8 protein-coding genes are annotated in these 12,436 nt (G+C 66.5%); 4 read left to right on the forward strand and 4 right to left on the reverse strand.

Features of this window, described 5'->3' with window-relative positions; all coding sequences use genetic code 11:
• Positions 1–5: 5 nt before the first annotated feature.
• Entirely contained in the window at positions 6–1,154 is a 1,149-nt protein-coding gene (locus BSZ37_RS03190; protein WP_095509154.1) for a mechanosensitive ion channel family protein, read from the reverse strand.
• Between the two features lie 195 nt (positions 1,155–1,349).
• Between BSZ37_RS03190 and uvrA the strand changes: the two genes are divergently transcribed.
• Positions 1,350–4,277, forward strand: coding sequence for an excinuclease ABC subunit UvrA (uvrA, locus tag BSZ37_RS03195; protein ID WP_095512299.1), 2,928 nt, complete (start codon positions 1,350–1,352; stop codon positions 4,275–4,277).
• Positions 4,278–4,334: 57 nt separating this feature from the next.
• Positions 4,335–5,498, forward strand: coding sequence for a glycosyltransferase family 4 protein (locus BSZ37_RS03200; RefSeq protein WP_179299455.1), 1,164 nt, complete (start codon positions 4,335–4,337; stop codon positions 5,496–5,498).
• A gap of 128 nt (positions 5,499–5,626) precedes the next feature.
• On the opposite strand, the gene BSZ37_RS03205 is transcribed toward BSZ37_RS03200, so the two are convergent.
• The gene (locus BSZ37_RS03205) at positions 5,627–8,218 is read right to left on the reverse strand and encodes an efflux RND transporter permease subunit (protein ID WP_095509156.1); all 2,592 of its coding nucleotides are present in this window, start codon (positions 8,216–8,218) and stop codon (positions 5,627–5,629) included.
• A gap of 444 nt (positions 8,219–8,662) precedes the next feature.
• Between BSZ37_RS03205 and BSZ37_RS03210 the strand changes: the two genes are divergently transcribed.
• Together BSZ37_RS03210 and BSZ37_RS03215 are read left to right on the forward strand one after the other, a co-directional pair.
• Positions 8,663–9,097 carry a thiol-disulfide oxidoreductase DCC family protein gene (locus tag BSZ37_RS03210; RefSeq protein ID WP_095509157.1) on the forward strand — a complete coding sequence of 145 codons (435 nt, stop codon included), beginning with the start codon at positions 8,663–8,665 and terminating at the stop codon, positions 9,095–9,097.
• Positions 9,098–9,123: 26 nt separating this feature from the next.
• Positions 9,124–9,546: a MaoC family dehydratase gene (locus BSZ37_RS03215; protein ID WP_095509158.1), complete on the forward strand. Its 423-nt coding sequence runs from the start codon at positions 9,124–9,126 to the stop codon at positions 9,544–9,546.
• A 59-nt stretch (positions 9,547–9,605) separates the two neighbouring features.
• Here BSZ37_RS03215 and BSZ37_RS03220 read toward each other — a convergent pair whose 3' ends face one another.
• Together BSZ37_RS03220 and recF are read right to left on the reverse strand one after the other, a co-directional pair.
• Entirely contained in the window at positions 9,606–11,096 is a 1,491-nt protein-coding gene (locus BSZ37_RS03220; protein ID WP_095509159.1) for a M48 family metalloprotease, read from the reverse strand.
• Positions 11,093–12,247 (reverse strand): DNA replication/repair protein RecF, encoded by a 1,155-nt coding sequence (gene recF / locus BSZ37_RS03225; protein ID WP_179299456.1) that lies wholly within the window; start codon positions 12,245–12,247, stop codon positions 11,093–11,095. The genes BSZ37_RS03220 and recF overlap by 4 nt, the downstream gene beginning before the upstream one ends.
• Positions 12,248–12,436: the final 189 nt, after the last annotated feature.

Raw genomic sequence — 12,436 nt, forward strand, 5'->3', positions numbered from 1 at the left:
CTCCGCTACCGCCCCCTCTCGAAGACCGCCCGCCCCGCCTCGACGCCGTCGCCCCCGAGGTGGGGCAGGTGGGCGTCGGCGTCGGGGAAGACGACGCGCGTCCGCGGGAGCGCCTCCGGGTGCGTCTCGCGGAGCCACGCCAGCAGCTTTTCCCGCACCTCGCACCGCAGCTCCCACGCGTGGTCGGCGTTCGAGGCCGTCATGAGGGCGCGCATCTCGACGCCCCGCTCGCCGAGGTCGGTCACGTGGAGCCGCCACGTCTCGCCGTCGAAGTGCTCCGAACCCCCGACGATCCGCCCCACCGCCTCGCGCACGTCCTCGACCGGGACGGTGTAATCGGTCCGGAGGTAGACCGTGCCGATCACCTGCGACGACGACCGCGTCCAGTTCTGGAACGGCGTCTCGATAAAATACGAGATCGGGAGGACGAGCCGCCGGAGGTCCCAGATCCGCACGACGACGTAGGTCAGCGTGATCTCCTCGACGCGCGCCCACTCGCCCTCGACCACGACCACGTCGTCGACGCGGATGGGCTGGGTGATGGCGATCTGGATGCCGGCGAACAGGTTGCCGAGCACGCGCTGCGCCGCGAAGCCGAGCACGATGCCGGCCACGCCCGCCGAGGCCAGCAGCCCCGCGCCGATCCGCCGGACCGACTCGAAGTGGAGCAGGATCGCCGCCAACGCAACGACGATCACGACCACGTTGATGAGCCGCTGCAGCAGCCCGACCTGCGTGAGGATCCGCCGTTCGGAGAGGTTGTCGGCCTTCTGGAGGTCGAGCCGGTCGCCCAGCGACATCCGGACGGCCTTGACGCTCCGCATGATGAGCCACGCCGACGCCAGCACGATGCTGATGTAGAGGGCGGTCGCGAGGTGGGGCGCGGTCGCCTCCGCCGCCTCGGGCGGGAGTTGGGGCAGAACGAGCCGGAGCGCGAGCAGCGCGAGCGTCCACCGTGCGGGCCCCTCGGTCTGGAGCACGAGGTGACCCCGGAGCGGGAGCCGCTCCGGTGCCGTCCGCCGGATCCGGTGGAGCGAGCCGTAGACGACCGCGTGGAGCAGGAGCGCTCCGCCCAGCGCGAGCCCGAGCCCCACCGCGAAGGCGGGCCAGGGCTCGAGCGCGGCGAGCGGGGCGATCTGGAAAAGTTCGATCATGGGACGTCAACGCACACCGCCCCTCCGCGAGTTGCCTCACCTCGGCGTGACACCGCTTCCAGTCACGCGCTCTCCACACAAGGCCTGCTGACACCACGGTTTCACACGCCCGGGGGCATCTTCCCTGCCTGCGCCGCGTTGCTCTCCGTCCCGCTGGCGGAGTGCCCCGCCGGCGTCTCGGCCCCACACCACGCGATGGCGAAGACGACGACGGCCCCGAAGCGAACTGAGACGACCGTAACCAACAGCGAGTCCAAGAACCGATTCGTCGGGAAGGACCTTGTGGTCAAGGGCGCGCGGCAGCACAACCTCAAGAACGTCGACGTGACGATCCCGAAGAAGCAGCTCGTCGTCGTGACGGGCCCGTCGGGATCGGGCAAGTCGTCGCTCGTGTTCGACACGATCTACGCCGAGGGCCAGCGGCGCTACGTCGAGAGCCTCAGCGCCTACGCCCGCCAGTTCCTCGACCGGATGGACAAGCCGGACGTGGACCTCATCACAGGCCTCGCGCCGGCGATCGCCATTGAGCAGCAGACGGGCACCAAGAACCCGCGCTCGACGGTCGCGACCCAGACCGAGGTCTACGACTACCTCCGCCTCCTCTTCGCCCGTGTGGGCACGACGGTGTCGCCGGTGTCGGGCGAAGTCGTGGTCCGCGACTCGCCCCGCTCGTCGGCCGAGGCGATCCAAGCGGCGCTGCCAGAGAAGACGCGGTTCTACCTCGCCTTCCCCTTCCCCTCTCACAAGGGCGCCAAGAAGGTCGAGGAGCTCAAGGCCCTCCGTGCCCGCGGCTTTTATCGGCTGGTCGCGCTGCCGACCGAGACACAGGCCAAGAAGGGCGCCGTGCCCGAGGTCGTCGACCTCAACGCGACGGAGCCCGCCTCGGTCACCACGCCGACGAAGCGGCTGTACGTCCTGGTCGACAGACTGGCGACGAACCCCACCAGCGACTCGACCACGAACCGGATCGCGGACTCGGTCGAGCAAGCCTTCCGCGAGGGGGACGAGCGGGCGGTCGTCATCACGGCGCCGCGTGACGGCGAGCCGTTCGAGATGCTGGAGTTCTCGGCCCGCTTCGAGCGCGACGGGATGGAGTTCGAGGAGCCGACGCCGCAACTGTTCTCATTCAACAGCCCGCTCGGCGCGTGCCCGGCGTGTCAGGGCTTCGGCCGCGTGCCCGGCATCGACGAGGACCTCGTCATCCCGAACCCCGAGCTATCGATTCGCCAAGGCGCACTCGCCCCATTCCGGTCCGACCAGTGGTCGAAGCATCAACGGTCGTTGATTCGGGAAGCAGGGCGTGTAGGGCTGGATCTGGATACGCCGTACACGCTCCTCCCCAAAGAGCACAAGGAGGTCGTATGGAAGGGCTCGGGCGACTACGTCGGGGTCGAGGGCTTCTTCGCTTTCCTCCAGAAGAAGGCCTACAAGATGCACTACCGCATCTACAACGCACGCTTCCGCGGCTACACGCGGTGCCCGGCGTGTGACGGATACCGGCTCCGCCCGCAGGCGCTCTACGTCAAGCTCCGAGGTCCGGCGATCGGCGGGTTGGAGGGCCAGGCCGAGTGGTACCATATCGGTGAGCTCTCGGAGCTCACGACGGCCGACGCGAAGGCGTTCTTCGAATCCGTCGAGTTGAGCGAGCACGATCAGGAGGTGGCCGGGCGCGTGCTCGAAGAAGTCCGCAAGCGGCTCGGCTACCTCGTTGAGGTCGGCCTCGACTACCTCACGCTCGACCGGCTGGCGATGACGCTCTCGGGCGGCGAAACGCAACGGATCAACCTCGCAACGTCGCTCGGCTCGTCGCTCGTCGGGAGCCTCTACGTCCTCGACGAGCCAACGATCGGCCTCCACCCTCGCGACAACGACCGGCTGATCTCGATCCTCGAAGGGCTCCGCGACATCGGCAACACGGTTCTCGTGGTCGAGCACGACGAGCAGATGATGCGCCGGGCCGACCAGCTCATCGACATCGGTCCGGGCTCGGGCGCGCTCGGCGGCGAGGTCATGTTCCAGGGCACGTTCGACGAGGCCCTCGACGACGAGAACTCGCTGACCGGCGCCTATCTGTCGGGCCGCAAGACGATCCCGGTACCGGATGAGCGCCGTGAGATCGACCCGGAGCGCGCCATCACGGTCAAGGGCGCGCGCCAGCACAACCTCAAGCGGCTCGACGTGTCGTTCCCGCTCGACGTGATCACGGTCGTCACCGGCGTCTCGGGATCTGGCAAGTCGACGCTCGTGCATTCGACGCTGTTCGCGGCGCTGGAGCGTGCGAAGGGCCGCGACTTCGAGGGCAAGGTCGGCTCGCACGATTCGGTCGAGGGCGCCGAGCTGATCGAGACCGTCGAGATGGTCGACCAGTCGCCGATCGGCAAGAGCCCGCGCTCGAACCCGGTGACCTATATCAAGGCGTTCGACGCGATCCGCGAGCTGCTCGCGAGCACGCACCAGGCCAAGATTCGCGGCTACCGACCCGGGACGTTCTCGTTCAACGTGCCCGGTGGGCGGTGCGAGACGTGCCAGGGGGAGGGCGTCGTCCAGGTCGAGATGCAGTTCCTCGCCGACCTCTACCTCGAGTGCGAGGCGTGCGGCGGCAAGCGGTTCAAGCAGGACGTGCTCGATGTCCGGTTCAAGGGCAAGAACGTGGCCGACATTCTCGACCTCACCGTCGATGAGGCTGTCGCTTTCTTCGAGGGCCAGGGCCGCATCGAGACCAAGCTCCAGACGCTCCAGGACGTCGGCCTTGGGTACCTCACGCTCGGACAGCCGTCGAACACGCTCTCCGGTGGCGAAGCCCAGCGCGTGAAGCTGGCCGCGCACCTCAGCAAAACCCACCAAGGCCACACGCTCTACCTGTTCGACGAGCCGACGACGGGTCTTCATTTCGACGACATCCGGAAGCTGCTCGACGCGTTCAACGCGCTCGTCGAGGCGGGCCACTCGGTCATTCTGATCGAGCACAACCTCGACGTGATCAAGGCGGCCGACTGGGTGATCGACATCGGACCGGAGGGCGGCCGGCGCGGTGGGTTCGTCGTGGCGGAGGGGACACCGGAGCAGGTCGCTGAGGTCGAGGGCAGTCACACAGGGCGTTTCCTCCGCGAGATCCCTGCGTAGCCGCGGAGCGCCGGGCGGTCGGCATGGGTATCTCCTAGCTCCTCCTCCGTGTGCCCCGTGCCGCCCCTCCGCATCGCCCTGTTCACGGGCAACTACAACCACGTCGAAGACGGCGTCTCCCGAACGCTCGGCCGCCTCGTCGGCCACCTTCTGGATCAGGGCCACGACGTGCTGGTGTTCGGCCCGACCATCGACGACGCGCTCGATCAGCCCGGCCGGTTCGTCGCGGTTCCGTCGGTCGCGGCGCCGGGCCGCCCCGAGTACCGCGTGAGCACTCGGTTTCCTGCCGAGGCGCGGCGTGAGGCGACCCGGTTCGCCCCTCACGTCGTCCACATCGCGACGCCGGACGTGTTGGGACACAAGGCCTTGCGCTGGGCACGCGCCCTCGGCATCCCCGTCGTCTCGACCTACCACACCCACTTCGCCTCCTACCTCGATTACTATCACCTCGGGCTAGCCGAGAAGGCTCTCTGGGGGGCGCTCCGTCGGTTTTACGACCGCTGCGACGAAGTCTACGTACCGACGCCTACAATGCGTGACGCTCTGGTCGAGCATGGCATTGCGTCTACGATCCGCCTGTGGCCACGCGGTATTGAGCTCGACCGATTCTTTCCTGACGCACGCTCGACCGAATGGCGTCAGTCGCATGGGTTCGCACCCGATGAGGTCGTGGTCTCATTCGTCAGTCGGCTGGTCAAGGAGAAAGGCCTGGACGTGTTTGAGGAGACCGTCCGTGCCCTGCAGCGGGAAGGACGCCCCGTCCGAGCACTCGTCGTCGGTGAGGGGCCAGAGCGGGCATCACTCGAGGCCGAACTGCCCGATGCCGTGTTCACTGGCCACCTCTCAGGCGACGAGCTCTCCACGGCCTACGCATCCTCCGACGTCTTCCTTTTTCCGAGTGAGACCGAGACGTTCGGAAACGTGACGCTGGAGGCCATGGCCTCCGGACTCGGCGTCGTCGCGGCCGACGCCGCCGGCACCGCCAGCCTCATCGACCCCGGCCGGACCGGCCTTCTCTGCCCGCCCCGAGACCGGGACGCGTTCCTCAATGCGACCCGTCACCTCGTCGACGATGAGGATCTCCGTCACCGCCTCGGCGCGGCTGCGCGCGAGGCCGCCCGGCGCTACAACTGGCCCGACGTGCTGGGTCGAATGGAGACGTACTACCGAGACGTGGCAGATCCCGCTTTCATGGGCGGAAGCGGCGCAAATGGAGGCTAATCGAACGTTTACCCATCTCTATATCGCTTATCGCAACAACGGTTTAGCCAGAATCGATTGACTAAACACTCGTTCACACAAGACAGGGAGGCCGCATGTCCGTACGGTTTTGGCCATGTATGGAGCCGTTAGCTCCCCATCGACTGCTCACCCCCTGGATGGAGTTTGAACGTCGGATGAAGGATCGCATCGGGATCTCCAAGGTCATACCGCCGCCGCCGCCGTCGGCGCCGGTCGAGCCACCGGTTATCCTCGAGCACCTGAAGAAGCGCGGGGTAGAACACGAGCGTCGCCGCCAACGTGGCCCCGATGCCAACGACAGCGAGGACGCCGATCGACCGGAGGCCCGGGTGTGACGACAACAGGAGCCCGCCGAATCCGACGAGATTCGTGACGGCCCCCATCGTCACGTGCTCGCCCGTCGATCGGAGCACGCGGCGAATCGAGCCTCTCCCCTCTTCCCGGTACCGATGCGTCAGGTGGACGCCGCCGTCATTGCCGATGCCGAGGACGGTCGGCAAGACGACGAGGTTGTAGAATGTGAGCTGGACGCCAAACAGCACCATGATGCCGAGCATCCACACGAGGCCTACGAGGAGAGGCACCACGGCCACGAACGTCCACTTGGCAGACCGGAATGAGAGGAAGACGAGGACGAACACGAGCAAGAACGTTACCCCGACCATGAGCGGGCTCTCCTCCTGCATCAGCCGGAGCATGTCGGCCGCGACGAGTTGGGTCGACGCCGCGTAGTAGGCGCTCCCCTCCGGAGTGGTGACCTGACCGATGAGTTCTGCGAATCGAATCGAGCGACGCCCATCGGCCATGTTGCCACGGGGGAAGACGATCACGAAGTCTCCGATCTCTCCGCTCTGCGTGGTGAACGGGCGCGTTAGGAAAGGCGGGACGCTGTCGAGAGGGATCGGCTCCGTCGCCGAGGCGGCCCGCCGAAGCCGTTCGATCTGGCCCGTCGTGTCGGCTCGAAGGAAAGGATCGTCGAGCACCTCCCGGATGTCCGCCAGTCGCTGGAGCTTGATCGACGCCCCCACGCTATCGGTCGGGAACCGCTCCTGCAAGCTCTCGACCGCCAGGATCAGCGAGTCCTGCTCGGCGAGCGTTTCGACCGCCTCGGTGACAGCCTGGACGCTCTCCGGCGAGTCGAGCAAGATGTACGCAGGGTTCCGCCGCTCACTCTGTCCAAAGACCGGTTCGAGCGCCTGCGCTCGTCGGTAGTATTCGTCGTACTCGGGCTCCAGGTTCGAGAAGTTGTACTCGAACGAGACCTTGGGGATGGCGAGGGCGCAAACCACGGTCAACGCGATGCAGCCGACCACGATCGTCCGTGAAAACGGGAATCGGGGGTCGAGTTCGACGCGCGAGGCCTCGCCGCGTAGCCGAAGGTTCAGCGCTCCCGTCCGCTCTGCGATGCTGAGAAGCGCCGGGAGGACGGTCAGCATCGAGATCACGGCGAACAGGATGCCGAGGCCGCCGATCAGCCCGAACTCGCTGAACCCGCGGAAATCAGCGAGTTGGAGCACGAAGAGAGCGAACGCCGTCGTGAGCGCGGACACCGCGATGCCCTGACCGGTGCTCACGAACGTCTCTTCGACAGCGTCAGCCACGCCCTTCCCGGTGCCCCGCTCTTCTGCGTAACGGGCGTAGAAGTGGATCCCATAGTCGATGCCGAGACCGAACAGGACGAGCCCGAGCGTCGACGTCATGAGGTTGAGCGTCCCGAAGGTGACTGCCGCGACGCCGCCCGCCCACGACAGGCTCACGAGCAACGGGACCGTCAGTAGGATCGCCGTGACGGGCGTCCGGAGGAGTTCACTCCCGACGACGCTCCACACGAGCCGTCCGCCCGTCCGCGCTTGGATGGACTTGTAGAGGAAGTACAGCACGACGGCCAGCACCACGGACAGCACGCCGGCCCCGAACGAGTTCTGGACGTCGCTCGTGATCGACTGGACCTCAATGGTCTGACGCAGCAGCCGACCAGCGGCCGTGACTTCCATGTCGGGGTGGTACCGCTCAGGCTCGAGCGCCGCGATCTGAGCGTCGAGGTCGGCGTACAGACGTTCGACAAAGCCGATGTTCGTTTGCGACCCGGTCGGGTAGAGCTTGACGACGAGTGTCGTCGAGTCAGGGCTCAGGAAGTACTCCGTGAGCGCCAGTTGAGCGAGGTCGGCGCGGAGACGGTCCCCCTCTTCCTGCCGCGCCATCTGCGCGCTGGCAGCCGTCGCATTGAAGAGGTCCATCTGAAGTGGGTCCGTCGCGGACCGCACCTGCTGAGCCTGGCTCCGAAGGAACGTCTCGAGCCGGTCGAGCTCTTCGAATGTGGCGAAATAGAGTGCGTTCTCAGAGACGAATCGGACGTCTCGTCGGAAGTCCGCCCGGGTGAAGTAGGGCCCGTCCCCGTCCGCGCGCTCCATGTCGAGGGCCGAGTCGACGAGCGCCTGCCCAAACGCGACGTTCCTCTCAAACGACGGACTGTGAATGGCGATGTCGACCGTCGTTTCGGCGCCGACCGTCTCCTGGAGTCGCTTGATTGCTTGAACACTCGTGTACTCCGACGGGAGCAGGGTCACGATGTCGGTATCGATCCGTAGCTCCGTGGCTTTCCACAGGCCCAGTCCAGCCAGCGTGAACGCCAGAAGCACGACCGCCAGCGGATGGGCGACGGTCCATCGAGGAATGACGCGGAGGCGGCTGAATACCACGGTTCAAACGAGGTGCAACGGAGAGTAGGCTCGAAACGATTGGCGCCCCGTCGTTCCACGTGAAACGTCAGATGGGAATGCTGGGGCCAGCCAGTACCTAGACCACGAGCCGGACCCAACCGTGAGACGGGCATCACGAGCGACGCCCACCGACGACAGGCCGGCCGGGGTGGGGACCCCGGGGTGCCCCTCGTGCACAGAGGGCCGATGCCCGATGCGCCGGCACAGCGGACATCAGGTTAACGGATGCCGTGCGCGCGGCGTCGGTGAGAGATGGCCTCATCGGATGCGGCGCTGGGGGAACCCGTGAGCGGAACGGCCGCGCAACGACCCGTGCCGACAAGACAACAACCGCGGCTCGGCCGACACGAGGCATGACCGACGCATCAGACGAAGGGGGCAGCGCGTAGTGGCGTGAGCGCACGGCTCATACCTCTTGAATCCATGTCCGACCGGCCCATCCTCCTCTTTGACGGGGTCTGCAATCTGTGCGACCGATCCGTCCAGTTCGTCCTCGACCACGATACCGAGGGCGTCTTCCAATTCGCCTCACTGCAGTCGGAGGTTGGGACCGCCATGATGAGACGATGCGTGTTCAGGGCCGAGGCCATTGACTCCGTGGTCCTCGTCGAGGATGGCCAGTGCCACATCCGCTCCGAGGCGGCGTGGAGGATCGCGACTCGGCTTAACGCGCCGTGGCGGTGGCTCTCCGCCACCCGCTTTGTCCCTCGCCCCGTGCGCGATGTGGTGTATGACTGGGTCGCACGGAATCGATACCGCTGGTTCGGGATGCGGGAGGCATGCCGCATCCCGACTTCGGATGTTCGCGCGAGGTTCTTAGACGCGGCTGAACTGGCACCGAGTGAGGCCCCGTCGTAGCCTCCTGCGCCTCCCCCTCTCTACAGATGGCCCACACCTTCGATTCCCTCTCGGTCGGCGACAGCTTCTCGTGGTCGCGCGTCCTCACAATGGACGATGTTCGCCTCTTCGCAGAGGTCACCGGTGACGACAACCCGATCCACATTGACGAAGAGGCCGGGCGGCAAAGCCGATTCGGGCAAGCCGTCGTCCACGGGGTCTACATCCTTGGGCTCGCTTCGAAAGTGCTCGGCCGCGATTTCCCGGGCCCCGGATCCATCGCCGTCTCCCTCTCGGCCAAGTTCCTCCGCCCGGTCCCGGTCGGTGAGGAGGTGACGATCGAGGTGAAAGTGGCAGAGAAGCTGGAGCGGCACGGGCACGTCAAAATCCGGATGTACGCATACTGCAAGGGGAAGATGGCGCTCGGCGGCGAGGCCGTCGTGATCCCTCCACCCGCCGGGGAGGCCTGAATGAAGCGGGGCCCAGACGTCCAGCGTCTGGGCCCCGCGAACCGCTCCGCCTCGGTCTGTTATTCGGGGAGCTTAACGGACTCGCCGGCTGGGAGCCGACTCGTGAGATCTGTCTGGTTCATGATGGCGATCTCCAAGTCGGAGAGCCCGAGCGGCATCGTCCGACCCTGCAGCAAGGCCTGCAAGGTGGTGCCGGCGGGCGCCCGCATGACCTCGAGGCGGGACGGCTGGCGGTTGAGGTAACGGCTCTCGGTGAGACGGGCGAAGCTGCCGGCGGTCGAGCGGAACTGGTTCCCGTACGTGCCGAAGCCATTCACGGAGGTCAGTCCGAGAATCTGGTAGACGTTGCCACCGTACTCGATGAAGGTGGCCGAGAACGCCGCGGTCCCGTTCTGCTGCTGCGCCGTCCCCTCTACCCGGTAAGCCGAGTTGCCGTTGATGGAAAGCGCACCGGCCGCCTGTGCCTGCACACCCTGCTGAGACCGGAGCGCCTGCCCGGCCGCCTGGGCTGACTGGGCCTGCGCGAGCGTGAGCTGCATCACTGCCTGGCCGTTGGGCTCCCCCATTAGGAAAGCCGCCGGCGAGTTCTGCGTCTGCCAGCCATTCGGATAGTCGAGCAGAAAGCGAAGCTCGGGGTGATAGAAGACGCCGTTCTCAGTGAACCCCTGGCGCGGGTCCTCACCGAGCACGATTCCCTCGATCTGAGACATGTACCCGGCCTCGTTCACTTGAGTGCCCCGCGGATCGTACTGCGAGGCGAGCTGCGGGATCGTCTGGGCGCGTTCGTCCGGGTCCGGGTGCGACGACAGGAAGTTGGGAACGCTCTGCCCAGCCTGCTCGCTGAGACGCCGGAGCGACACGAAGAAGCGGGCGGCCTCGGCAGCATCGTAGTCCGCAAACTCAGCGTAGGCGACTCCTGCCCGGTCTGCTTCTCGCTCCGCGCCGCGGCCATACTTGAGTTGGAGGAGTTGGAGGCCTGTGCCTCCGTAGTTCAGAATGCCCTCCGCGACCTGGCCGCCGCCGAGCACGCCGCCGAGTACGGCCGCCCCCAGGAGACCAAACTGATTGAGTTGTGCCCGGGCGGCCTGCTCCGACGAGTGACGCCCGAGCACGTGCCCGATCTCATGCCCGAGCACGACGGCCAATTGAGCCTCGTTCTCGAGGTAGGCCAGCAGTCCCCGAGTGACATAGACGTACCCGCCCGGCAACGCGAATGCGTTGACGACGGGCGAGTCGAGGATCCGAAACGTGAACGGCGTGTTCCGAATCTCGGCGGGCGTGTTGGGGTCCGTGTACGCACTCGTGCTGAGCACGTCACGGGCCACCCGCTCGACGTACGCTGTGAGGGACGCGTCCTCTCCATAGACTCCGAACTGGGCCTGGATCTGCCGGTCCGCCTCGGTACCGAGTTGGACCTCCTGAGCCCACGTGTACGCCCCGCGCTGCTCTTCGCCCGTGACGTAATTGACGTTCGTCGTGCCGCACGCGGCGAGGATGAAAACGAGAAGCGTGAGGACCGCCGGGCGGGATACGGCACGGATGGGCGTCATGAGGAGAGGGGAGCGGAGAGGGGGGAATTGAGACGGGTAACGCCGCCGCGTTCCACGTGAAACACGGCGTGCGCGTCGTCCTCGAACGGCACGACCCCCTCGAAGGGTTCTGCCCGCGCTGCCGTCACGAACGACTGCCCGAGTTCGCCCGAGGCGAGGAGACCAAGAACCACCCGGGTCCGGTCGGGGTCGAGAGGGCCGAACACGTCGTCTAGGAGGAGGAGCGGCGGCTCGTCGGAGCGCTCCCGGAAATAGAGAGCCTGCGCCACACGAACGGCCAATGCGAACGTCCGATGCTGCCCCTGCGATGCGTACGGGCGGAGATCGAAGCCGTCGAGCTGGAAAAGAACCTCGTCCAGGTGGGGACCGACCAGTGTGCGCCCGAGGTCGCCACTCCGGCTCCGGGTCCGAACTAGCGACCGCCGCATGCCGTCCACGTCCGACTCGGAATCGGAGCCGCTCGACGGCTGGTATTCGAGCGTCGGCGTACCGCCCGGCGTGCCGAGCAGGTCATACGCCTCCAGCAAGAGATCCGCGAACCGGTCGAGGAAGATGCGACGACGCTCCACGACGCGCCCGCCGAGCATGGCGAGCTCTTCGTCCCACGCTTCCATGGTCCCGGGGGTGAGCGCCCGACCCTTTCGGAGTTGCTGGAGCAACGCGTTCTTCTGCTTCAGCGCCCGCCGGTACTTCAGAAGATCGTCGAGGTAGACAGGGAATGCCTGGCTGAGCGTGGTGTCGAGTAGACGCCGTCGCTCGCTCGGACCGCCGGCGGTAAGGTCCCGATCGTTCGGTGACAAGATCACCACAGGCACGCGGCCCACGAGGTCCGCCAGCCGATCGAGCGAACTGCCGTTCGAGAATCCTCGCTTCCCCTCCCTCGGCACGAACGCGAGGCGGAGACGGACGTCGGGCCGGTCCTCCCCTTCAAACGTTCCTTCGACTGTGAAATGCGGCCCACCGCGCTGAAGAACCGTGGCGTCCGAGGCGCCCAAGAAGCTCTTCCCGAGACAGAGGTAGCCGATGGCCTCAATGACATTCGTCTTCCCCGCGCCGTTGGGGCCTACGAGGAGGTTGACGCGAGGGGCAGCTTCGACCTCGGTGCGCGTGTGGGCACGGAAGGACGAGAGAGAAAGGTGGCGGAGGCGCACGGTCGGCAGGAGGCGGCCGACTCGTACCGGCCCTCGGTCGCGATGTTCGCTAATCTCGGCAGGCATCCTCCCCCCGTCTGTGTCCATCTCCAGCCGTACGTGTTTACTCGTTCTCCTGCTCGTCGCAGCGGGGGGCGCGGTGTGGGGCCAGGCCGACGCCGAAGCGACCTGCGAACGAGAGCGGGCGGA

The organism is Rubrivirga marina, from assembly GCF_002283365.1.
In the GTDB taxonomy this organism is placed as follows: domain Bacteria; phylum Bacteroidota; class Rhodothermia; order Rhodothermales; family Rubricoccaceae; genus Rubrivirga; species Rubrivirga marina.

Bases quoted from the DNA above. Each gene is read 5' to 3' on its own strand.
- BSZ37_RS03210 (WP_095509157.1), top strand. From the start codon at position 8,663: ATGTCCGACCGGCCCATCCTCCTCTTTGACGGGGTCTGCAATCTGTGC.
- BSZ37_RS03220 (WP_095509159.1), bottom strand. From the start codon at position 11,096: ATGACGCCCATCCGTGCCGTATCCCGCCCGGCGGTCCTCACGCTTCTC.
- BSZ37_RS03190 (WP_095509154.1), bottom strand. From the start codon at position 1,154: ATGATCGAACTTTTCCAGATCGCCCCGCTCGCCGCGCTCGAGCCCTGG.
- uvrA (WP_095512299.1), top strand. From the start codon at position 1,350: ATGGCGAAGACGACGACGGCCCCGAAGCGAACTGAGACGACCGTAACC.
- BSZ37_RS03215 (WP_095509158.1), top strand. From the start codon at position 9,124: ATGGCCCACACCTTCGATTCCCTCTCGGTCGGCGACAGCTTCTCGTGG.